Source organism: Saliphagus sp. GCM10025334 (genome assembly GCF_042663485.1).
In the GTDB taxonomy this organism is placed as follows: Archaea; Halobacteriota; Halobacteria; order Halobacteriales; family Natrialbaceae; genus Natronosalvus.
Map to the genome: position 1 here is coordinate 663,729 of NZ_JBHTAF010000001.1, position 23,974 is coordinate 687,702.

Sequence of the window (23,974 nt, forward strand, 5' to 3'; positions counted from 1 at the left end):
AAGAATTACTTCTTCTAGTTGACAGTTCCTTCTACGATCTCGATCTCTTCGTCACTCAACTCGTACAGTTCATAGACTATCCGGTTGATTAGATCATTAGTTCTGTCAATCTTTTCCTCCAATTCACCGGCGTGATTCTTTACCTGTAGATAGCTACCTAATCCACTCTCAATATCACTGGTTTCGGGAAGCGTAAGCTTCCGCAGACGATCCGCCAAGGAATTGGACTTAGTTGCTGTCTCACGGAAGTTAGCGAACCCGCCTGCTTCGCTGATGGCTACCGGCACAAATCCTTCAATTAAATCTGCCTCAGTCTCAGAGAGATTGGTGATCTGTAGAGCCGGCTTGAGATCGGTTTCGGTGTATCCCCACTGGTCTGTTTCATAGTCACCTTCTTCTTCGTCTTCCGGCTTGTAGCGTGCGGTCAGCTGTATCTCGATAGAGGTTAGTGACTCACGGACTACTTCTACGGTTCCGACTTTGAGCTTTTCACGATCCTCAGCTGTATCGGTTAAGATAGAGTCTGACGAGCCTGCTGGCGGTTGAGAGAGCCCGACTTCTGACAGCGTTTGGCCATCTGAGTAAGACCCAAGATGGTCGAGGAGGGAGAGATTACAGTTTTGATACCGTGAATTGAGATCGGTTATTTCTTGAGCGAAATATGCGAGCAGGTCATGGATGACATCAGTACTATTATCGTTGATGTGTTGTTCTACTATGCTCAGTACTTCACTGGTGTCACCGGTTTCTAACGCAGACTCGTAGGTGGAGACCGCGTTTTCAAGCAGCGATTTGCGTTCAGCTTCAGGAGTCTCGAACTCGATTTCCCGGATTGGGAGCTGCTGGAAATACTGCTTCGTGCAGGTGATATAGCCACCTCGGAAGACATTGCTGATCGATTGTAGGCACATAAATAACAGGTTCGAGTTGATAAGTGAGAGGACGTATAGCTCGGAATAGTCAGTATCCTCCAGAAGGGAAATGGCGAATCCGCCGCTAGCCATGAGAATGTAGTCGGATTGTGGTTCAGGATATTTTGAGAAGGAAGGAGAATCCGCAAGAAGTGGGATTAGCAGTTCTGCTTCATCATGGATGCTCAGGTTTCGCGGTGCACTGTAGTCGTACCAGTGCGAGTAATCTGCTCTATCCTCCAGCAGATCTCGGTTCTCTTCCAAATAGCTCCATGCCTGCGGATAGTTGGTAGAGAACTCGTCTTCAGGGATTAGATTGTAGTCTGAGTTATAAGGCCAGATCAAACGCTTGTCCTCAGGATCAGTGAACGTATATTTTCCGAAGTCAGTAGAATGAATAGGTTTTCTCAGCACCTCCGATTCAATGTTGAACGTCTCGGATTTGGCGTCTGATGTACAAACTGTGATACTGCTGTGTTGGTCTTCCTTTTGCAATTCGAAGACGCTGTCGTCACCGGAGCTGGTTCCGCGCCCGATCGCTGCAGCGATTTCTTCTAATGGCTGGGCCTTGCTTTCCGCCTTGTCGATTATGGTTTGTATCTCTCTGCGGTGGAAGTTCCAACTCTCACCAGAGAGCGATTCATTTTCAAAGGTGTTTTTGTCCCAATCATCTGAGTCCTCAAGATCCTGAATGGTGCCGGGATCGCTACCGTCCTCAAGTTTCCAATGGGGGAACGATTCCCCCTGTTCTTGGCCTTCTAAGAAGAGCAGGGTGGTGTATGTGGTTGCAGCTCCTGCGAACACTTGATTAGATCCGAAATCAGCGATACCGGAGATCTGTTTGTTTGTGGCTAGTTTATTCCGGAGTGCTTCTCCGTAATCGACCTGGAATACTTTGTTGGGAATGATATAGCCAAATTTGCCTTCTTTGTTGAGTAGATCAACTCCTTTTTCGATAAATAGCACATATAAATCGTAGTTCCCGATCGCAGTTTCATAGACTGATTTGTAATATCCAGTGAATTGCTTGGGCAGTCGCTGGATTGGTGAATATGGCGGGTTCCCGATTACAGCATCGAATCCTGCGTTATCGCGTTTCTCTCCTTCTTCGTCGAAGAAGACTTCGGGATATTCGAGTTCCCAATGGAAGAAGTCAGTATCGGAATTTAAATTTTGTGCGGACTTGAACCAGTCTTTCTCTTGGATCTCGCTCCATTTGTCATCGTCATCGATCGCTGCCGCCATTTGCTCATAGGCATCCTGAGGAACATCTAGATCGAATCGTTCGGCTGTGTGTACGTTGGTCAGCTTGAACAACCGTTGGTAGAGAGGGTCGTCTCGGATTTGATCGTAGATCTCCTCCATGGACTTGACGTCTTCCAGAGTTTCGTTGTCGATCTCGAGGAGTTCCTGCATCCTCTCCATAACGTGCTCAAGAGTTTTCTGGCGAACTATTGCCCAAGCCTGTGTGAGGGTGATCTGACCATCATCATTGTTGGGGGATCCGTTTGACAGTACCTCGGTGACGTCAGAGCCGGTTAACGAGTTGCCAGCCTTCAGGTGGTGATCGAGGAATGCGAGTGGCCGATCAGCTGCCAAGGTATCGAGCCACATCGAGAGCTTTGCGAGTTCGACAGCCATCCCGTTCAAATCGACTCCGTAGATACATTCTTTAGCGATCTCACGGCGTATATGCTGCTCATCAAATGCAACACCCATCTCCGTTTCAACCTCTCTAACCTCGTTCATCACCTGCTCTGTAAGGTATCCGGTTGCTCGAGTAAGGAAATGACCGCTCCCCATCGCAGGATCCAAAATCTTCAACTCGGTCACCCTTCGAAGGAACGGACCCAAATACTCCTGTGTGCCAGGTTCAAATCCTTGTTCAACCAAATCCTCTCGGATCTCCTCAACTAGGGGCGTCACAGTTTCCTCAACAATGTGCGTGACTACGTAGTCTGGAGTATAGTATGCGCCTGTAGCCTTCCGTTCGCCCTCGTCGTTGACAACGTACAACCCACCCTCAGGAACCGTCTCGACAGCATCAGCGACTGTTACTTCTGTTGCTGACTTCCAGACTTGACCTCCATCTTTTTCGACAGCAGCATAGTCTTCCGGTGCAATCCGGAACTGGTGCTCCAATAGACCTTCGTAAACGCTTCCGAGGTGCCGAGTATCTAAGTCAGCATAATCCGCTAACACGTACCGGCTTTCCTCATTTTCTGTCGTCGACAACCGGTAGATCACTTCAGCTAAGTACTGATTGCTGACCGTATTCTCCGCAAGGAACTCATGGTTTTCACGGTCAAATAAACCGCCGTTGTATGGGGGAATTCCTAAGGATTCCTCGCCTTTATCGATTAGTCTGAACAGATCCTCAAGTTGTCTCCACATCGTTTGGGAGTACTCACTGTACTCATCGTCGAACCCTTCGTCCACCTCCCCGATCGTATCGTGGATCTGTAAGCGTAGCTGGTCGAGGCTAAAGTTCTCTTCATACTCTTCTTTGGCCGCCTGTCCCTCCGGATGGATCAAATTACGCGACTCAGCGTACAGCACGAACATCAGCCTGTAGAGTAGAACCAAGGACTGTTCCTTTAGCTCGTCCAGTCCTTCAGTGTCATCCGGATCGATCTCCAAGTCGTTTGATTCAACGAATCCGTGTCCAAGCACTCGTAATGCGGTGAAGACGTTGTCCTGAAGATCTTCGCCAAGCTGTTGAGAGGCGGTTTCGCTCTCAGACCAGACTGATTCGAGAAACGTAGAGCCAGATCCTCCTTGGAAGGCTTCTGGTCTGAAAAATGCGTAGAAGTACTTGAATTGCTCTAGGTCGCCTTGTTCCAAGAGTTCAGGGAGATCGACTTCGTAGTATGTCTTTGTCTCGTAGTCTTTGGTTCCGTAGAGCCGCCATTTCCTGCCATTGGTAAGAATACCCCATTCAATATTTTCGATGTTCTCAAGATAGTGTTTGATCTGATGGGAAGCGTCTCGATACGGTCGCTGTTCGCTGAATCGAGTGTTGAAGTCGGCGTCCCACTGTTTGGCCTCGACGATTCCGACTCCTTTGTCGAAGAGATCGGTTGTGTTCTGTGTATCTAGGTAGACTGTTGCCGCATCTCGACGTTTTTCATCGTCTTCGAAGAGAAGGATATCGACATAGCCGTGGCCGTCGGGTAGAGTGGTTTCGACTTGTGTTCCGTATCCGAGGATCTCGAGTACGTTTTTAATCCAGTCGTCGATCAGTGCATCTTCTTTCAGCCCTTTGAACAGATCGCCTTCGAGTTGGTAGAGCGTTTGAAGCTCTTCTAGTACTTCTTCCGCTTCGGTATTACACTCCCATTCGGGCCGGTGTTTGAGGCGTTCATCAAGATAGTGGCTTGAGAAAAGGTTTGAATTGTTGTAGGGCTGATCGGCAAGCGTAAGCTGACTCATTCGTGTTGCGCGTAGCTACGTAAGCGAAAGGTCATGAAATTACTGAAAATCCAATATTGTTTCTTTCCAATCAAGTATTCGCGAGGAGACAAGGTTTGAGGGAGTGTCAATCAATTTGGCCGCTACAGCTGATCAAAAACACAGGGATTCGGCAAAGGAAACGTGGTGTGTCGTACCAGCCTATCAACGCTGGCTTCTATAGTGGTGTGTGAGCCGTTCCATTGAGTTTAGTGCCGAGTGGTTGCTTCGGTTGGTAGAAGACGTTGAGGAGATCGATGAGGATCTTCAAACGGTTGTAGCGGCTGCAGTCGCGTCACAGAACACTACGCTACAAAACCGGGTGGGAACACTGCTGACACTGAAACAGCTCGAGGAACACCGTTACCCGTTCACGAACCAGCCAACAAGGGGCACCATCGAGTTGGGAACCAGCTTTTCCAGCGATCGTGTCCAGCTTGAGGAAGACGATCTCTCAATGCATCTCTTGGCGGTCGGGCAGTCAGGAGCGGGAAAGACCACGTTGTTCTACAATCTGATGGAGCAGACTACGGTTCCGTTCTGGAGCTTTGACTTGAAGCAGGACTATCGGCATCTCGCGCAAGAGCGAGACGTGTTGGTGTTGCCGTGGACAGAACTGAAGTTTAACCCGTTGAAGCCGCCGCCAAATGTACCTCCACGACGCTGGGCACAGGTCTTAACCGAGATCTTTGGTCACGCCACAGCATTGCTCTCCGGATCGAAAAACTACCTGTTGAAACAGATAATCGAACTCTATCGAGCCTACAACCTGTTTGAAGAGGTATCCCCACCGTACCCGAGTCTGCACGAGCTCGAGCTACTGATTGAGACGGCGAAAATCAACTACGTACGGAAGACTTCGAACTACCGAGACACCATATTAAATCGAGTCGAGGCGATGAACTTGGTGGCGGGAACCGTCTTCGACTGTAGTACCGGTTACTCAGTAGAACAGTTGCTTTCGAAGAACGTGGTGTTCGAGTTTGACGGTTTGAACCGTGACGTCCAGAACTTCTTGATGGAGATCTTGTTCGCCTACGTCTATGAATACCGACTAAGACAATATCAACGAGGTACTGGTCTCCGCCATCTATTCTTTCTCGACGAGGGAAAACAGGTGTTCTCGGTGTACAAGGAGCGTCAGGATGCCGCCGGACTACCTGCGATCGATGAGTTGACGGCGAAGATGCGAGAGTTCGGAGAAGGTCTGGTGGTTGCTGATCAGGAAGCCACGAAACTGACCGACTCGATTAAAGCGAACACCTACACCAAGATTCTCCTGCCAACTGGTGATCGAAAACAGTTTGATGCGGTTGTTGACTCGATCGGGTTGTCCCAGAGACAGGTAGAGTATGCTCAAAACTTGGATATCGGTGAAGCTGTTGTCCAAGTCGGGAACGGTGATTCCGTGCCAGTAAGGTTTGAGGAGTATGTATTGGAGAAGACGGTTTCTGACGACGAGCTTCAGGTGTTGATGGCTGAAGACTGGAACGACTTGTCTGCAACTTCTCGAGAACGCACCCCTGAGTACGAGATCCGGGTAGCTCCAAACCGGTCGGAAGAATCACCTGAGCCAAAAATCGTAGAAGATCCACAGTCAGAAATCACGGTTTCCACTGATGCAGATCAACTCCTAACCGATGTAGTCAAACACCCGTTTAAACCGTTGACAGAGAGATATTCCGAGTTCTCAAGCACTTACAAGGGAAACAAGGCGAAGAATGAACTCTTGGAGAACGGTGTAGTGATCGAACGGCATATCCGTGGACCGGAGGAGTTGAAGCTGCTTGAGTTGACGAAGAAAGGCCGGAACTACGTTGAAGACCAGCTCGAGCTTGATCCTTCTGTCCCGGGGAGAGGCGGGATCGTCCACCAGTACTGGCAACACCAGGTCAAAGACTTGGTTGAGGGACTGGGTTGGACGGCGAAACTCGAGTTATTCAATGCCGATGTCTACATCAACATGGGTACCTCAGAGTTTGTGGTTGAGATCGCGATGGGCGATAATCCTCGAGAGATCGAACATGTAGAAACACATTTAGAGAAGTTCGATACCGTCTGGATCCTCGGACGTACCGAAGAAGTCTGTACCGGGTTAGAAAAGCGGCTGAAAAAGAGTGGTGCGGATACTGATCGTATTGTATTCCACCGGTTCCAAGACATCACTGACCCTGAAAAATTCTTGAAATAGAGCGATACGGGATCTACCGCGATCTAGCTATGGAGATGAGCTTACTCCAAATCATAGGTCTTTTTGGACTGATCTGAGATAGTGTCTCCATGAGTGATGGTCACATTAGACGTGCTTTTCTACATCAGAAATCGAGTACGGTCCTAACGGAGCAGACGATTCAACTCACAAGACCGGCGACGATTGTTACATCTCGAGGGATCGATCCAAAGAGGAAGGTGGTTTCATGAGCGACTTTGAGCCAGCGTTCGAAACCGGCGAGGTGGTTATTGATAGGGAGTATGCTGGCTCGGATCCGAATAGAGCGGTCGTTGTCAACCAACCGCCGACTGTGGCACACGATTGGGAGATCTTTAGCCGAAGGAAAACACTTGCTGAGGACAATCCTGAATATCCAGAGGATGATCGTGTCGTAATTGTTGTGTATAAGCAGGATTTAGAGGAAGTGTATCCGTACTATACTGGTGCTTTTTCGATCCGGTTATCACGTCTCAACCAGGATGGTGTAAAGTATTACTCGTTTCCTGAGTCTCGGCTTAAAGTGGTAGATTCGCTTGACTCAGTGAAGGTAAATCTAAGCAAGGTCTTTCCCTCACCGTATCATTCCCGGAACTTCACGGTCGAGCCAAACCGTGACTGGATTGCTGAGATAGGGCGATACGAGTATCCGGTGCCGTTTCCATTGGTCCGTGATTGTGGTGACTGGTTTGAGCTGATCAACGGTCACAAGCGGGTATGGGCAGCGCACCTTCTCGGATTAGAAGAGATCTATGTCGAGTGTTCGTATATTGATGATGAGAAGGCTGCGGTTGAGTGGGCAGGACGACACCTACTTGACTACGATGGAAAGCAACAAGATGAGGCTTTCTCCCGGATCATCGATCGGTTTGGGAATGAGATCACCGAATCATATGGCTTTCCAGATCTAAATGCTGGTGAGGAAGCCGCCATATCGGACGGAGGTCAGTGAATATCGGGTAGAATATTGGAAAAGGAGAGTGAGAGAAGAGTTCGAAACGCCCCCATCGCAAAGTAAGTCAGTTAGGAGAATTGGCTCAGTCACAATCATTTATAAATGACAGGATGGTTCCATTTATTTCAGTAGGATATTGGGTAGGGGACTGTTCATGGAGGTTTAGCAGGTACGGATTTCCCCTATGAAGGTGGGAGAGTTTCCGGGTTGTGTTCTTGGACGTTCTAAACGGGTTTTGGTGTTATCTGGTTTTCTTGCTCTATATCTCCAGTAACTCTGTCTCCTGCCGTTGATTCGGCATACGAACGGAGCTAAACCATTGTCTGTGCAAATGAAGAGTTAGGAACAGTTATTTTTGCGTCATGAACGGTTATATCTGGCTTTCCCACACCGGGTTTTATAAAGGTAATACATCTTATACGATAGTAGAAAAACACAGTCAACCAATCCAAATAGTAACATAGTGGCACGGGATTCCAAAGTTTCACACCCCGCACCCTGAACCAGGTTATCTTTTTTGGGATCGGGATCCCGCGGCTTCGAGATCAGCCGACATCCGATCACAAACCGCCCCATGACACAGGCGGACAAGAAAAACACAGTGTCAACGTGGAAACCACTACAACCACGTCAAAAAATAATATAGGTGACAATACAACAATGAAAAGAATTTCAAAGACAGGAAAAGCTGTAGCAGGCTCTGCACTTCTTCTAGGGGCAACTCTAGTTGGAGCGGCCGGCGCTGCATCAGCAGACCTTGGAGATTATCCAAGCCCATTTGTAGATGATGAAGGACAAGTAGACTCCTCAATCGTAGTAGGAGACGAAGCCGCAACAGTAGACGTTGTAGGCGCAATCAACGTAGCAGGCTCACTAAGCCAAGCTGCATACACAACAGTAGAAGGAACAGTAGACGCTCAAGGCACACCAGGATGGAGTGCATCAAACGGCGTAACACTGGCCACAGTAAACCAAAACCTATTCTTCGGAGACGCAATCAGTGATGTAAGAGGAACACTAACAAGTTCTGACCTAGAATCTCTAGAATCAGTAACTTTCACTGACGACGCAGGAGAAGACTACGACATCGACTACTACAACAGAGTGGGAGACGCATCAGTAACCTTCGGACAGTCACCACACATGGAAGATGAAGAAGAAGATCCTGCACTATACGTGCCTGTAAGCGACGATGCAGAAAGTAGTCCGCTTTACACACTTGAAGCAGTGTTCTCAACAGGAGTTGACTTCACTAGCGGAGACGTAGCTGGAGAAGACATCGAACTGTTCGGACAGACATACACAGTAGCAACAGACATGGAAACAGGAGAAGAAGAGACCGCTCCTAGCGAACTAGTTCTATGGGGATCATCCGAAACTCTAAACCTGGAAACTGGAGAATCCGGAACATTCGAACTTGACGGAACAGAACACACAGTCGAAGTAAGATACATTGACGGAGACAGTGTAACACTAAGAGTTAACGGCGAACCAGAAAACGTAGACGAAGAAGACACCTTCAGAGTCGACGGTCAAGACGTCAGAGTATCAGGACTATACCCTGAAGGAGACGGAGAAGGACTAGCACAGTTCCAGATCGGAAGCGACGAAATCGTTCTATCTGACGGCGAACCAATCGAAGACGACGGAGAAACAGTAGACGGAACACAAGTTTACTTCAACGGCGACCACGATAATGGAGATGGAAGCGAAGTAACTGACTTCAGCACAGAAGTATCCACAATCGAAGTAAACGTAGCAGCTGAAGACGATGAAAACGACGCAATCCTAGCAGGAGAATCATTCACACACAGTTTCTTTGAAAACGTAGAAGTGCATTTCGGCGGACTAAACCCTGACGCAGCATCAGCTGACGACATGGCAGAAGTCGACTTCGCAACAAACGATGAAGTTGCAGAAGTAACAGTGACAGACAACAGTGGAAACACAGAAACAATCGAATTCGCTACAGACGTTACTGATGTAGATGGCAACAGCGATAACGTTGTTGAGTTAGTGAACGAAGACGGATCAATCGTTAATGCTGACGCAGGAGATTCACTAGTAGAAGGAGATCTCTTCATCACAGATGCAGGAGGATTCAGCAACATGTACGAAGTTACAAACGCTGATCTAACCACATCTGAAACTGGAGACGCCACAGGAGAATTCGAAACTGATGAAGAAGGTACGATTGAACTTGAGAATGTATTCACAGGCAATACAGTCGAAGTTGATGTAGACAGCGGCGCACAAACAGCTGAGAAGATTATCAACGGACAGACCTACACATTCAATGTAGAAGACACAAACGATCAGTTCAACATTGAAGGATGGAGCACTCCAGACCAGCGTCCTGATAGCGCTAACGGAGCAGCACTTCAACTTGAGAACGGAGCTTACCTAGACTTCGACTACACTAACGTAGGAGCAGTAATCCACGAAGAAGACGGAGGATCTTTCACAATCACTCCTACAGGAGCTGACAACGACGAAGAAATCAGTCTTTCATTCGAAGATGGAGACTACGATGGAGATCACGTTCAGACAGCTGAACTAGAAAGTGACAGCGATGTCACAGCTGGCTACACTGGATTTGGTAGCTACGTTGAAGTTGACGACAGTGACGAAGGAGAAGTTGAACTAAGAGTTCCTGGCGCACAAGCTGCAGCAGGAGTTGCAGTTACAGGTGCTGAAGGTTCTGTAAGTTCAGAAGGTGGAGCATCAGTAACTTACGAAGAATCATCTCCAGCAGGATGGCCTGACAGTTCAGCACTAGACACTGACAGCGACATTGATGAGAAGAAGACTTCTCAGAACATGATTCTCGTAGGAGGACCAGCAGTCAACGCATTAACAGCAGAATTGGCTGATGAAGGTCTAACAGCTGCACAAGCTGACTACGAAGAAGGAGACCAGAGACTTGACTACGTTGAAGGTGCTTTCCACGATGACTACGATGCACTTGTTGTATCTGGTTACAGTGGCGAAGACACAAGAAGTGTAGCTAACTACCTATCCAACTATGCTGATCACCAGGATGAGCTAGAAGGACAGGCAAGTGTCAACCTTCAGACAATGACAGAAGAGACAGCAGAGTAAAATCTGCTTTTTTTCTTCTAACATATTTTCTTTCCCCATTCTTTTTCTTTTATACTCAAACACACAATGCAAACTCGATAACTAAGTAAAATCAACCAGACTGGTTCAGTCGTATAGATTGTTCTGGAACGACCGTTTCTTCATATACTGTGTGATACTGGATCTGCATTTCCCGCATAGCTCTCCAAGCTCGGGTTCTTCGTTCAGAAAATCGTGTAACTCGTTGTTGTTCTCTACTTGGAGTTCTCGTCCGTTGTTGTTCGTGTTGAGTTGACCGTACTTGATCGAGCCGCAGTACGAGTTGGCTTTCCAGTGTTTGGATGGGAAGAGATGCCATTTTCCTTTGTGTCGTGCGAAGTAGAGCTGTTTCGGGATTTCTCTTGCATCTAAACCGGCATCAACCATATGCAAGTTAGTACAGTGAAAAGTATTTATTAGAGTACAACCTTGCCGTTTCGGTTCCGGTTTTCGAAGACCGTGAAAACCCAGTCCAGGTTACCGGTACTGGATCGAGATCGGGTTACGGGAGAATCTAGAGGTATTTCGGCGACTTCGGCAGGTTCTAAGCACTGAGGATTCTGCTTGAGGGGGAGTTCGGCGGTTTCGGCATATCGGAATATACAGCTCTGTTGACTCGCCTCTACACGTGGGGATGTGAATCATTCAGATCAAACCCTTGTCCAAACCTACAATCGATATCAACCTGAAACCGTCATAGGGACATTTAATAATGAAACGTGAAATTCGTATCTATGAAACTACGGAACGCCAAAATACGCTGCTACCGGCGTTTCAGCGAGCCAAACACTGTCCGGCTGAATGAGGTCCTGATTGCAGTTGTTGGGCCCAATGAAGCCGGGAAAAGCTCGTTTCTGAACGCTCTTGAGGAACTGAATACCGAGGAATCTATCGATGATGCTGATGCAACTCGAACACGAGAAGATGATCCACAGATCTCTGCAACCTTCGTTTTAGAGTCAAAAGATTACGAACGGCTATCACATATTGATGGCGCTGAGAACATAACCGAATGCACAGTAACGAAAATAGAGTCGGGTCCCTTGGTTGTCCAGCCCGATCATCAGTTAGAACATGATTTGACGCCTCGGAAGAAGATTGGTGAGTTAGTAGAAGAAGTACGTGAGATAGATGTCGTTCAAAATAGAGGCAGTGGCAGAGCAAGAAAGAAGAGGAATAAGAAGATAAAACGGGTTGTCGGCTTTGCAGACAATGAAAAGAAATACCTGGGCCGTACCAATATTGAAGTTCTCGAAGAACTGGCAACCGAGTTAATAGATCTCGTACAGGATTCCGATGAGTCATCTGAGCACGATGAGACTATCGTAAATGCTGGTAAGAAGCTGTTAGATATTGCAGAGCATGAGCGAGACTGTTCGCCTTATCTGGTAAAAGAGGTACTGAAGAAAAATCGGCCTCAGTTCATCCTTTTCCGTGATGAGGACCGTAATCTGAGGTACGAGTACAATCTTAGAAAGCTGGAAGAGATCCCGGCTGCCCTGGAGAATTTGGTTCGTTTAGGAGGATATGAGACTGAGGAGATCGTCGAGGCAGTTGAGGAAGACCGCCAGTCAGACCTACACACCTATCAAAAGAAAATAAATAAGAGGTTGGAAGATGAGTTCTCCAAATCTTGGATCCAAAGAACCGTAATACCGAATATACGGATCAGCGGCGATATACTCTATCTCCAGGTTCAAAAACAGGATGGAGAAGGATTCGTCCCGATCAGAGAACGAAGTGATGGACTTCGTTGGTTCATCGCCTTGGTCTCGTTCTTAAACAAGGAAGACGCTACAAACGAACCTGTCCTACTCGTTGATGAAGCAGAACAACACTTGAGTTATGACGCTCAAGCAAGTTTAATAGATGTCCTTGAATCTCAGCAGATCGCTCAAAAAGTGATCTATACGACGCACTCAGCGGGATGTCTGCCTTCCGATCTTGGTACAGGTATCCGTCCTATCCTTCCGAGCGAAGATAGAGAACATAGTGAGATTAAGAACGGGTTCTGGAACAAAGGCGAAGGGTTCTCGCCATTAATGATCTCGATGGGTCTTGAGTCGTTTGCGTTTACTGTTACTCGAAACTCATTGATCGGAGAGGGACCATGTGAATGTATTCTGTTACCCTCTCTAATCAGGGATGCAACAGCGAAGGAGGATCTCAAGTACCAAATTGCACCCGGTGTAGCTACCGTTGAGAACAGCTCTCTCGACGAATTACTGCATGAAAGCGGAAGAACAGCGTTCATCGTTGACGGAGATGGAGGAGGCGAAACCTCGAAAGCTAATCTGACAAGTTCGGGAGCTGATGACGAACAAGTGAGATCGTATCTCGACTTCGATGAGTCAGCGGACAGCCCTCTTGTCTTGGAGGACTTTGTTGATCTCGAGATCTATATCCAAGCTGTGAACGAGGAGTTGCAGGAATGGCAAGGTGTTGAACACCGAATTGATGAAGACACGATCTCTGAGTACGGTCGGTTAGGCGTTCTAACGAAGTGGTGTGACGAAAACGATATTAGAAGGGTGCAGAAGGTATGTCTTGCGCAACGGATTGCTGAGATACACTCACGCGGCGAAAACATTGTTAGTGATGATAAGAAGTCGATCCTGATCGAACTGGATCGTTGGGCTACATCCTATTTCGGACTGAACAGCTAGAATCCAACTGCAGAGACTGATACGCGTTGTTGTCCGAGCCACCGAAACCGGGTTCACATCCAAGTTCTAACGCTACCGTCCGCGAGTCAACAGAGCTGGACCCCATCACGCTGTGATGGCAAGTAACAGGTGCGAAACTCAGGAGAGACTGAAAACAGTTCCCGTAGAAAGTGTGCCTGGTTTTCACAGCGGATTTCGGACATAACACGAGAGTCAATCAAAAAGGAAGGAGTTCAAACATCAAGAACGACGATATGAATTCGACGAGACACGGTTCCAATCCCAGCAGAGATCGAATACCCCAAGCATCAAATTAAATACATTATTGAAGTATTCTATTCCTTCTTTCTGTGTTGGAAATGAGATTGAGGAGTCCGGTGGGTGTACAATCTCATCTCTTCTGGCTTTGATCTCTTGAAAAGTGTTCCATTCATTAGAATAAGCCCCGGTACTAAGTCTTTCTCCAACCAACTCTTCCAAGATCTCTTTTGCCAATTCGTTACGGCGAATGTTATATCCTCCTTTTCTATCCTCAAGCCATTCAACCGCCTCAGACTTGTTAAGCCCCCTACTCCTCAATAATAGAACTATTTGACGGTAGAGTTGGTTATCAAACGCCGATATTAAGGCAGGGAGTGCTGAGACTGTATTGCCTCTTCGGAGACTTTCTTCGGCAGCTCGAAGATTATGAAGCCAAGGTGGATCAGTAACTTCTGAAAGTTTGAGACAAACAGTATAATGGATACTCAGTTTATCGTTCTCTGCAATTTCTAAGTTTCCATCTTGGTTTTCTTGTAGGTTTGCAGATACAGCATACTCTGTTTCACTGACTTTTGAAACTGTGATATGTACTTCATCTTCATAGATTACTTCTCTAAACCGGTCAAACGATGGTTCAACATCCAGAAGGTTCTTCTCAGTGAAGTTATCTTTGTGTACACTTTCGATCGTAATATCTTCTACACTATAGTCATCATAGTACTCAATGGCGTCGTCCAGACTTGTAGTCCCAATATGGGTCTGACCTACAGAGAGATACTTATATTCTGGAAGTAATGCTCCTCCCAGTGATAGAGGTATCCCGAAATTTCCTTTTCCCTCATGGAGCATTCCAGTAAGTAGGAGACCGTTTTCTGGCCAGAATCCAATCCCACACTGTGGGCAGAATAATTTTTGCTCAAACCCTACTGCTGAGATATCAATCATTCTAAAAATGTTTGTGAAAAATCGAATTCTACAATTAGGGCATGTTAGATTCGTTGGAACCTCTTTAGGAGCAATTGATTCAACAAATGGTTGATTTATAAGAGTGTCTTCTTCCTTTACCATATCCTTACGGTATTAGTCTTCTCATCACACCCAAAAGAGTTCTCCCGTAATCTACCACAAGTACTTATATAAAATTCAGACCCTAAATTTCACTTGAAAACCCAAACGAAACGAGGAGAACAGGTCAACGGGAATATAACGCATAATGCGTTGGTCCACCCGGGACATGCATAAAGGGTTCAATGGCCACCAACCGCGACGTGGCCGGTTAACCGCAAGAGAAACCCGCTCTGATCTCAGGAACTGGACCACCAAACCCTGGATAACTGGTGTCGATGGGCCACTAAACCCTTTTTCCCCGGTGATGGCACCGAACCTGTACCCTGGGCAACCGAAACCCGCTGTCACCCTGTACTCCTCGAATCCCTGAAGGTAACACTATCCGATGAGCACAACCGAATACATCAACGTAGACCGAAGCCTCGAAATCCTTGAAAAACAGGTCTCAAAACCGAACTACAACACGATAAAAGAGTTTATCAACCACTGCGCCGCCGAGGGAATCGGAGACAGCCAGCAACAACGACTGATCTACTCCTGGAAAACCCTTCTACAGAAGTATGCGCCCGAAGATTTTGTCATGGAGGAAGCCACCGAAGACGAGCTCAAACAGATCGTGGCCGATCTCAACCGAAGCAGCTACGCCGAATCCACCAAACACAAGTTCCGAGCCTCAATCAAAAAGTACTACAAAATACAGAACAACGGCGAACACCCCGAGAAAGTCGAGTTCTTCTCCGTCCATAGAAACCGGAAGCCATCACCCGTTACACGGGACGACCTGTTCACCGAAGACGAGCTTCAAAAACTGCTCAACCAGTTCAATAATACCCGTGACCGTGCCTTCACAATGGTTCTCTACGAATGTGCTGCACGCCCCGGAGAACTGTTAGGCGCATCGATCAGCGACTTCAACAGTAACGGGAAAGGCGACTTCATCTCCCTCCAAGGCTTGAAAGGAACACCGGACCGGACCAACCAGTTAGTGAGAAGCGGGAGAACACTCCGGGAATGGATCAGTCAGCACCCGTTCGGCGGAGAACTCGGAAACCTTAAAGACTCGACCGCACCGCTCTGGGTCAAACTCCAGCAACAGAGATGCCGGAACTGCGGAGACCCGTTGAAAAACCATTCCTGCCCCAGTTATGAACCTGATCAGCGGGACGAGATGAACTACGCTGCGTACCGACGCCGATTCAAAAAAGCGTGTACCCAGGCCGAGATCCCCAAGTCAAAGCAACGACCGTACAACCTACGACACACCCGGCTTACGGAGGTGGCGACGTTCATGGGCTACGAACAACTCAACAAGTTCGCGGGCTGGGTACCCGGCTCAGATAGAGCCAAAGTCTACGTCCACCTCAACAGTGACGACGTCAACCAATCCATCCGGGAAAAATACGGGATCTCGAGCGAAGACGGAGAGAAAAGCATCGAGTGCAAGTTCTGCGGCACCGAGAACCAGCAACAGTATACGGAGTGCCGGACCTGCGGCCGAATACTCTCACTGAAGCAGGAGACGGAGAAACAGGAGAAACTCGAGGTCCTGGAAAAACTGGAAGAACTCGAGGAGAAAGGGCTCTTAGAACTACTTGAACAAGTTCAAGAGAGTAAAGAAGGTAGCTTAGAGAGTTAAGCAGCTTCCAACCGCTCGTGGAGTTCCACGTAGTTACTTCCATCCTCCCCGTTCAAACTGGCAGTGATGGTATCTTGGAAGCCGGTATAGCTCCAAAGATTATCCGGTCTCAGCCACCAGTTATCTCTAGTATGAGTCCTAGTTCCGGTGGGATACCCATACTCGGCCATCAATGGCCGAGGTATCCGGCTTCTACTTTCGGGGATTTCGTAGAAATCTTCTACAAGAACACTCCAGAGTTCAGGAGTAGTTGATTCAGGATCATGGAAACGGTTGACCCAAGCACCGGCCAGTTTAAGTTGTTTGTACAGCCTTTTCAGATTATTCTCAACATGGTTCTCGGATCCTGGATACTCGTCAGAAAGCTCACGGTAAAGTTCCGGGTACTGTTCGATCAACTCCGCAAGGACTTCTGGGTCATCTCGATGGAAATAGATCAGGAACGCGATAAAATCGCTAATTCTCTCATTTAACCTGTGATCCACACTTTCTGAGGTTTCTAAAGCGTCCTTATAGGCCGTCCCGATTAGTTCGATCCATGCATCGTTCAGTTCCGAAATCAGATCGATCTTAAGTTCATCATCAACTGGAACAGCAGTTTCGAAGATAAAAAGAAACTGTGTATACCCCTTATAGATATCCTGATGGTTTTCTTCAGAATTTGTCAGGCTTATGTCTCTGAGAAAATCAACAGTCTGAGACAGGAACTCGGAAAGTGCGTGCTGGGTACGAGGATCTGGATCCTGATTCTCTAAAAGAGAGTGAGCGATCCGTCCTGCAAAAGAACTTAATCCGAAAGGTCCAGCATACACAACCTGTTTGTTCATATGACCGTAGTTTGACTTAGCCTGGTTGAAGCTATCTGCAAACGTCTCTAGTAGTGATGAAACATCGTACTCTGGCGCGTACCCTGCATTCAGTAACGTTGCGAGGTAGGATACGTACATCTTCTGATACTGTAAATGCAGGGTCTGCAAGAGAGAAGCCAAGTAACTATGGTTTCTGCTACTACAGATAGCAGCAATAGTCTCGAGCTCACCTTGGAAAACCCGGACAGAGTCGGTGTCACCTTTCTTGATCGCTGTAACAGACATTTCTCCGAGCTTCTGGATACTAATGGACGCAGCAGTAGTTCTATCGAATTCCAGTGAATCTCTGAAAAGCTTTTTCAGGAGATTTGCCCACATTGAGGCCTGGGCACCCAGTTCACGATTCTTGGTTATCGCCACACCGATATTACCAACCGTCTCGACCACACTCTCAGAGTACTTCTGACGCGAGTAATCATCAAAAGCTGTGGACCCTATAAACTGAAACTGGTCGTTAAGTTCTTGAAGGAAATCCTCACTGACCTCTCTTTCTGTGGTCTGATCGAGGTATTTGTTTGCAATCCGTTCAAGAGAGTTTAAACAGGAATCAACCACCGGCCGCTGATTCTCTTCAATTGCCTCAATACAGGTGCTGACAATTAGCTGTGTATCGCTAGCAAGCCGGCCAATGTAATCCTCATCCTGTAATGGGACACCAAACCGATTTGGACGGTAGATCCGTTCTGTAGCGATACTTTTCTCTATATCTCTTGTAGTGTATTCTATAATGTTAGCAATGCTGATGAAGTAACCGGCGAAGGCGATTAGAGAACCGACAAGGAGAACAACCGCAACTGAGAAAGCGTAGCCGATTACTGTGAAAGGAGTCCCCAGATCAAAATAACTCCCAGATACGCTAAATATAGATGCAGTCAAGATAAACCCTATTATTGCGAGAAAATACCGGTCATGAAGAATTACTCCTGATAAACGGGACGAATACTCTTGATTCGCGTTTTGAACGAGAAAAATCACAACGACGAACACTAAGCTGATAGTACTTAGAATAAGGTTTAAAGAAGAGTCAAAAAACCCGTTCGAAGGATCTTGAACTAGGAAAGAGAGCCTTTCAATTACGAATCCAGCCTCACCAAGCGCCACGCCAATAACTGAAGCCAACACTATAGCAACGGCACTAAAAAAACCGGCACGGCCGTATTGATACGAAGAGAGTTCTGAAGTTCTCAACCAAAGCTCAGCAAACCAGAACCGAATACGCCGGGCCAAACTGGAGATAAGAGGAATATCTCGCATAGGTGTTATTCAAACCATTCATTTTGAAAGTTAAAAACATCCACGGAAACTTGTGTGGCAAGAATTGAGACGAGATTAATGACAGAAGTAGAAAGCCAATCGAACTCTGCCCAGGGAGAACATAGTAAATGTATTTGAATCTACTAGTTGGTTATGAGAATACGTCCACGAGAACTGTATGAACTAGAGCAACTTCTGAAAAAGGTTGAGTCGTGGTCCGAAGAGGACATTGAGGAACTGCCCCGGTTCTATAGGGAGAAAGCAATGGAATACCGGCGGCTAACGCAACAACGCCTGGAGTAACTCAGAACAACACTTGGTTCTCTATTCTTTGTGTGGATCAGTACAAACACACACCAATGGACGGGTTGGACATCGAGGGGCTACTGGAACAGGTACAACAACAGCAACGAAAGCAGTTAAATCAGGAACTGGAGCGAATCAATGAGCAGCTTGAGGAACGAAGCCAGATCCATTCCGAGATCGTCGACGAACTCACCGGAAAACAAGACTGGTACATCAACCGGTTAGAACTTTTGTACCTCCGGTCGATACACCATGGGAAACGAGAACAGTTGAAACAGAGAGTCAAAGAACTGTATAGGGAGTTACGACAGGAGAAACGAAGTCACTGGCAGGACCGGCAAACACTGGAACAGGAACGCCGAGAACTCCTTCACGAACTCAGTGAACTCGACGAGGACTGGCTACACGAACTCCTATAGTTTATTTGGGGTGAATTGGAGAAGGATACGCATTTAAGAGGTTGATGTTTCTCACTTGACGCCTAATTACCAGTCCCATTAGAATCTGCCAAGTTTGATAACTACTGACTGGTTTTCCCATAATAACCAGATGACTGGGATAGAAAGTGAGTCTGACCTTAAGCAGTATGAGTCGCTGTTCGTCAATCTCTGGGAGTCCGCGGTAGTTCGTTTCTCTACCGTAGAATTAGAAAACGGTGTCATGATTCCGAACGGGGAGATAATATTTTCAAATGAGGAGTATGAGGAACAGGAGAAGGTTCTGTATTCCGAAGGCGCGTTCAGAATCGTCGAAAAAACGATAAACAATCCCTTTGACCTTCTGTGGGGCTTGGTTGAGGGTGAAACGGTGATTGGTGAGGGAGTGGATCTAGAAATGCTAGAGCATCGGCCGGAGCAAAAATTTGTGGACGACTTTGAGGGCCGGGTGTTTAACGAACGGCCTCGAACAGAAATTCACGGGGTTTTCTCGGTAAATCTCTCCTCAGATCAAGAAGACGAATACAGCACTGTCGTTGACGAACTAGAGCACCAGATTCAGCGAGCGGAGGAACCATACTACGATATTGCCAAATGCGAGTATCACTACTTCGACCACCACTTTCGTGGAAAGGCAACAGCTAATCCCGAGATACTATTGTTCGCAGAAACAGGGATTGAATTCACTGTCACTCAGGATAACACAGTCAAGGTTGTACTCCCAGAGGAAATCAAGGACCAAGCCGCTGTTAGCATCCTTCCACAACGACCTTACGGCGCACAGGAAGGATTTCGGATCGAATTATCAGATAAAGATCTTGTAGAATCTAACGATGGAAAACTTGCATACACTGAAAATCTTGATTTTGATGAGGTCGAAAAAGCATATGTCATCCTCTTCATCGGTGATGAAGTCTTTGAGTTCAAAGACCACTACACATGGAGCGGAGAAAACGGTCCTGGCTCCATCAATTCCCGGTACCATGTTTTCGACGAATATGATCAGCGCGATAAACTTTTCGACTATCTATCAGGAGACAACCCTGGTGTCTTCGAGATAGCTGTCCTAAACGCATTAAGCACTGCAGGATACCTTGTCCAATGGTTCGGTGAGTCTGATTTCAAAATTCCAAATTGGTCCCGAGAATCTGATGGACTCCCGTATGACGAGGTTGATCTAGTTGCCCATCGGCCGGACGGTTCCCAAATCCTATTCGTTGAATGTACCAACAAACGGATCTCCGAGAAAGAATCGATCCTAGACCGAACCGAAGAGATCGCATCGGTGATTCGTGAAGAAGAATCTGACATCGTTGATATAGACGTCTTTGAAGGCTCCCAGCGGAAAATCGTTCCTGTAATTGCTACGCCACAGATGCCAAAAGAACTCAGCGACCAGGTGGTTGCTGAACTTACGGAGAAAGGCATCGTGGTTCTTGACGGCGAGAAACTGAACGAGATATACAACCAGAGCGCAGAACAGGATGATCCAATAAAGATCGATATCGATCGGGAAATGTGGAATCTAGATGTCTTCTAGCTGAACCTAACAACTTCAATCCGACGAAATTCCTGGGTCGATCTCTTCTTGCGGTTTGTGTATCCAAAGTAGCGGAATTGAGGTAGAACAATTGGCTCACATTATGGTTATCACGACTAACGCTTGAAGTGTAATGTCAGGAGATTTCGGCGAAGCGGCCGTCGCATTGATCGGAATAGCTATCGGCGGAGTCATGCTAATAGAGTTGGCACCTCATCTAAACCAAGTGAGTACAATCAATTTAGCAGCGATGGGTGTTCTATACCTGCTCGTAGCAGTTTTCGGAGTCGTAGTATTGGTTTGGGGCATAGTAACTTCCTTAACAAAGTAAACAATTCTTCAAATACCATGGTTCCAATAATTGACAAACTCAGGGAGGAAGAAGACGATGAACTCTCGGATGAAGAGATTCTCAATGTATTCCGGAGAAAACTCCAGGAAGAAAGCGAGAAGGTTCTAAAGACAGCTGAAATCGCTGACGAGCTCCCTATATCCCAAAACTGGACGAGCAGCCGATTGAACGAATTGGAAACAGATGAGCGGGTCCATTCGAAATCAGCTGGTCAGGGGCGTGTCTGGTGGCTTGATGAATCTGAACCAGATTATCCGGTTTCTCTTGGAATAGGCGACCTAATTTGGTACAGCTCACAGGCTAGACGCGCTAGCCGAACCTCTGGCCTGATTGGCCTGGGAATGTTGGCTCTGGGAGGTCTCTTGCTTCTCCCAGTCTTCGCACTCGGCCTCTTTCCCGACCTAGTGATAGAGCCGCTTACAGCGCACAATTTAGCAGTTCTTGCAACTCTTGCTGCACTCTACGCAGGCCTATTCTTGATCATCAGCCTCGGCCTTCGGCTTTTCTCGATCGGAATTCAAAAGCAGTACTCAACAGAGTAACCGTTAACTGAAAACAGAAGTTCAATAGATCCTCTAAAAGTTGTTAAATTGACCTCCCCGGCCTGGGGCAAGACAGACTGACTCCGGTTCAGCTAAACTGAACATTTGTAACCTCATGCCTCGGTCTCATCAGCTAACCGAATCTCACGTGTCTTTCCGTGTCTACCGCCATAATGGTAGTCGGCTTCGATCACCTGCAACAGCTCTAAATGCTTGATGAAGTCGCTGATCCGGCGGTCGCTTAACGGCTTGACCCGTTTCGATTCCAGCAGTTTCCTGTACGTCCTGTAGATCTCACCGGTGTGCACGACCTCACGAGAGCCGTCTGTTAGCTTGACAACCGCCTCATACAGTACCCGGTGATGAATCGAGAACCCGGCGAGTAACTGGTCCACATACGCTCTATCCGTTTCCGGACGGACCTCTTCCACCAGTTCTTTCGAAACAATCGTCTCTGCGTGTTCACCTGCGGTTTTCAACCACTGTAAGCCGTAGGCCGCGTTCTCCGTCGACGATGCAATAACGGAGACGGCTTCCCGAGTAACCGTATCAGGATGGAACGCAGTTGACACACAGTCCCATAAGATCTTGAACAAGGTCTGTGACGAGTACGGTTTGAACAGCACTGTTTCCGGGTGTAACGTGCTAAACGTCCGTTCTTCAAGTTCCGGTTGCAGCGTCGGCAGGGTTTCCGAAATCGTGATGATGCCAAGTCCATCATCGGACTGAAGCCGAGATAGGTAGTACAGTAGGTCCGAGCCATCGTTCAACAACAGAAAATCAACCTGGTCCAAGACGATAATCGTCTGGACGTCGCTACTCCGTTCCTCGAACATTCGTTTGAGATCAGACGCATGGTATCCATCAGAAACCTCGTCACCGGTCACGGTTCGGCACAGCTGTTTCAACACTTTATACTGGGTATCAAACTCGGTACACGGAACCAGACAGGTCTGGGTATCCTCAGCCAGTGTTTCCAGAACATGCCGGGCGAGATGGGTTTTCCCGGTGCCACGCGGCCCGTACAGATGCAGATTCACCGGCACTGACTCAGAGCTGGTTGCAGACCGGAGCTGTTGCAACTGATCAGCTCGGCCGTGAAACGTTTCCGGCAGGAACTCAGGATTCAGTGGCTCAGCATCTCGGATAGGAGTAGTAGTCATCATACAGCAAAGAGAGATAAAGGAACGGTTAGATAGGGTTTGAAACAGCGGTCTTCGCTTGAAGACCACCTACTCTTAGCATCCTATCTGTATAAACAGGGCAGACGCTTGACTACTCTAGTTGTTAAGCTCAACTGAACCGTGGTGTCCAATACGGTATAAAAACCCGTCACGAACATACTACGTTCTGAAGGAGGTGTTCTCCCGCCAGTGTTCGATCGATCAGATCCACGGAAAAACAAGGTGTTACGGGCCGCAGCCGTGCTTACACCTGGGTATACACCTGAGAAAGCATTGGGTCGAGCACAGGAGATCCAGACCCTGGCAGATACGTTACGGCCATTGACTCACCGCCAGCCACCACAGCATCTGATCGTGTATGGACCGTCAGGCACAGGAAAAACCACCTGCGTCAACTACGTTTTCGACCGGGTTGAGAAAGAAACTTCGACCAAAACGGTGTCGATCAACTGCTGGAAGTACAATACCCGGCCCTCGCTACTCACCGCATTACTCGTCCAGCTCGGCTATCCGATCCCACGGAAAGGACGACCAGTCGACGACCTGCTCTCTATACTTCGAGAGTACCTCGACAAACACCATGGGTTTGCTGTCATGCTCGACGAGTTTGATCAGTTACGGGCGAAGACTCAAGTCATCTACGACCTGCATCTCGCAAGCAGAGACGCCGAAAACCAAATCGGTATCGTGATGATCACAAATCAGCATCCTTCGCAGATTAAGTTCGGGCCTCGAATCCGCAGCCGACTCAACTGTACAGTTCTCGAATTCACGCCGTATACCCCTTCCCAACTCCTTGAAATCCTTAGACCACGGGTCGAACACGCCTTCAAACCAGGTACCGTATCAGACGAAATAATTGAAGACATTGCTGAACAGGTCGCCGAGAAAACCGGTGATTGCCGAACTGGGTTAGAGATCTTATTGAAAGCAGGGCGGAAAGCCAATCAGGAAAATGACCGCAGCTTAACTCAGACTCACGTCAACTCAGTTCTCTCTAAACTCTAAAAGCGAGTCTACGATAACCCTGTCCAAGATATACCCACAAACTCCTCAGAACCAGTCCTGAGATGACGATCAGTACTGCGGAAAATCACCCGATGAAAACCGAGTACAGTGCTAGCCTAAAACCGAGTTATTTGAAACAAATGATCAATGGCTTTGTTAAACCCTTCGTGCAGTGATCGATTTCATTAGTCATGCTGAATACAGAG

14 protein-coding genes are annotated in these 23,974 nt (G+C 47.5%); 9 read left to right on the forward strand and 5 right to left on the reverse strand.

The window, feature by feature from the left end; all coding sequences use genetic code 11:
• Positions 1-14: 14 nt before the first annotated feature.
• Entirely contained in the window at positions 15-4,343 is a 4,329-nt protein-coding gene (locus ACFQO4_RS03075) for an Eco57I restriction-modification methylase domain-containing protein (RefSeq protein WP_500259522.1), read from the reverse strand.
• Between the two features lie 208 nt (positions 4,344-4,551).
• Between ACFQO4_RS03075 and ACFQO4_RS03080 the strand changes: the two genes are divergently transcribed.
• The 3 genes from ACFQO4_RS03080 (at position 4,552) to ACFQO4_RS03090 (ending at position 10,627) form a co-directional block, all read left to right on the forward strand.
• Complete coding sequence (locus tag ACFQO4_RS03080; RefSeq protein ID WP_500259523.1) at positions 4,552-6,552, forward strand: ATP-binding protein; 2,001 nt, start codon at positions 4,552-4,554, stop codon at positions 6,550-6,552.
• A gap of 226 nt (positions 6,553-6,778) precedes the next feature.
• A complete protein-coding gene (locus ACFQO4_RS03085; protein ID WP_500259524.1) occupies positions 6,779-7,522 on the forward strand; it encodes a ParB N-terminal domain-containing protein in 744 nt (247 codons plus the stop codon).
• 612 nt (positions 7,523-8,134) lie between these two features.
• The gene (locus ACFQO4_RS03090; protein ID WP_500259525.1) at positions 8,135-10,627 is read left to right on the forward strand and encodes an S-layer protein; all 2,493 of its coding nucleotides are present in this window, start codon (positions 8,135-8,137) and stop codon (positions 10,625-10,627) included.
• 105 nt (positions 10,628-10,732) lie between these two features.
• Here ACFQO4_RS03090 and ACFQO4_RS03095 read toward each other — a convergent pair whose 3' ends face one another.
• Complete coding sequence (locus ACFQO4_RS03095) at positions 10,733-11,032, reverse strand: hypothetical protein (RefSeq protein ID WP_500259526.1); 300 nt, start codon at positions 11,030-11,032, stop codon at positions 10,733-10,735.
• Between the two features lie 347 nt (positions 11,033-11,379).
• Between ACFQO4_RS03095 and ACFQO4_RS03100 the strand changes: the two genes are divergently transcribed.
• On the forward strand, positions 11,380-13,311 hold the full coding sequence (locus tag ACFQO4_RS03100; protein ID WP_500259527.1) for an AAA family ATPase: 1,932 nt from the start codon (positions 11,380-11,382) through the stop codon (positions 13,309-13,311).
• A gap of 240 nt (positions 13,312-13,551) precedes the next feature.
• Here ACFQO4_RS03100 and ACFQO4_RS03105 read toward each other — a convergent pair whose 3' ends face one another.
• A complete protein-coding gene (locus ACFQO4_RS03105) occupies positions 13,552-14,640 on the reverse strand; it encodes a hypothetical protein (protein WP_500259528.1) in 1,089 nt (362 codons plus the stop codon).
• Between the two features lie 385 nt (positions 14,641-15,025).
• Here ACFQO4_RS03105 and ACFQO4_RS03110 point away from each other — a divergent pair, with 385 nt between their 5' ends.
• On the forward strand, positions 15,026-16,276 hold the full coding sequence (locus ACFQO4_RS03110; RefSeq protein WP_500259529.1) for a tyrosine-type recombinase/integrase: 1,251 nt from the start codon (positions 15,026-15,028) through the stop codon (positions 16,274-16,276).
• On the opposite strand, the gene ACFQO4_RS03115 is transcribed toward ACFQO4_RS03110, so the two are convergent.
• The gene (locus ACFQO4_RS03115; RefSeq protein ID WP_500259530.1) at positions 16,273-18,372 is read right to left on the reverse strand and encodes a hypothetical protein; all 2,100 of its coding nucleotides are present in this window, start codon (positions 18,370-18,372) and stop codon (positions 16,273-16,275) included. The two genes, ACFQO4_RS03110 and ACFQO4_RS03115, sit on opposite strands and share 4 nt — an antisense overlap.
• A 386-nt stretch (positions 18,373-18,758) precedes the next feature.
• On the opposite strand from ACFQO4_RS03115, the gene ACFQO4_RS03120 reads away from it, so the two are divergent.
• The 3 genes from ACFQO4_RS03120 (at position 18,759) to ACFQO4_RS03130 (ending at position 21,576) form a co-directional block, all read left to right on the forward strand.
• A complete protein-coding gene (locus tag ACFQO4_RS03120) occupies positions 18,759-19,124 on the forward strand; it encodes a DUF8104 domain-containing protein (protein ID WP_500259531.1) in 366 nt (121 codons plus the stop codon).
• A gap of 130 nt (positions 19,125-19,254) precedes the next feature.
• The gene (locus tag ACFQO4_RS03125; protein WP_500259532.1) at positions 19,255-20,682 is read left to right on the forward strand and encodes a hypothetical protein; all 1,428 of its coding nucleotides are present in this window, start codon (positions 19,255-19,257) and stop codon (positions 20,680-20,682) included.
• A 348-nt stretch (positions 20,683-21,030) separates the two neighbouring features.
• Complete coding sequence (locus tag ACFQO4_RS03130; RefSeq protein WP_500259533.1) at positions 21,031-21,576, forward strand: hypothetical protein; 546 nt, start codon at positions 21,031-21,033, stop codon at positions 21,574-21,576.
• 113 nt (positions 21,577-21,689) lie between these two features.
• Here the strand turns inward: ACFQO4_RS03130 and ACFQO4_RS03135 are convergent, their stop codons facing one another.
• The gene (locus tag ACFQO4_RS03135) at positions 21,690-22,742 is read right to left on the reverse strand and encodes a Cdc6/Cdc18 family protein (protein WP_500259534.1); all 1,053 of its coding nucleotides are present in this window, start codon (positions 22,740-22,742) and stop codon (positions 21,690-21,692) included.
• A gap of 207 nt (positions 22,743-22,949) precedes the next feature.
• Between ACFQO4_RS03135 and ACFQO4_RS03140 the strand changes: the two genes are divergently transcribed.
• Positions 22,950-23,768 (forward strand): Cdc6/Cdc18 family protein, encoded by an 819-nt coding sequence (locus ACFQO4_RS03140; RefSeq protein ID WP_500259535.1) that lies wholly within the window; start codon positions 22,950-22,952, stop codon positions 23,766-23,768.
• The last annotated feature ends 206 nt before the right edge of the window (positions 23,769-23,974 follow it).

Bases quoted from the DNA above. Each gene is read 5' to 3' on its own strand.
- ACFQO4_RS03075 (WP_500259522.1), bottom strand. From the start codon at position 4,343: ATGAGTCAGCTTACGCTTGCCGATCAGCCCTACAACAATTCAAACCTT.
- ACFQO4_RS03085 (WP_500259524.1), top strand. From the start codon at position 6,779: ATGAGCGACTTTGAGCCAGCGTTCGAAACCGGCGAGGTGGTTATTGAT.
- ACFQO4_RS03095 (WP_500259526.1), bottom strand. From the start codon at position 11,032: ATGGTTGATGCCGGTTTAGATGCAAGAGAAATCCCGAAACAGCTCTAC.
- ACFQO4_RS03100 (WP_500259527.1), top strand. From the start codon at position 11,380: ATGAAACTACGGAACGCCAAAATACGCTGCTACCGGCGTTTCAGCGAG.
- ACFQO4_RS03105 (WP_500259528.1), bottom strand. From the start codon at position 14,640: ATGGTAAAGGAAGAAGACACTCTTATAAATCAACCATTTGTTGAATCA.
- ACFQO4_RS03110 (WP_500259529.1), top strand. From the start codon at position 15,026: ATGAGCACAACCGAATACATCAACGTAGACCGAAGCCTCGAAATCCTT.
- ACFQO4_RS03120 (WP_500259531.1), top strand. From the start codon at position 18,759: ATGGACGGGTTGGACATCGAGGGGCTACTGGAACAGGTACAACAACAG.
- ACFQO4_RS03125 (WP_500259532.1), top strand. From the start codon at position 19,255: ATGACTGGGATAGAAAGTGAGTCTGACCTTAAGCAGTATGAGTCGCTG.
- ACFQO4_RS03130 (WP_500259533.1), top strand. From the start codon at position 21,031: ATGGTTCCAATAATTGACAAACTCAGGGAGGAAGAAGACGATGAACTC.
- ACFQO4_RS03135 (WP_500259534.1), bottom strand. From the start codon at position 22,742: ATGATGACTACTACTCCTATCCGAGATGCTGAGCCACTGAATCCTGAG.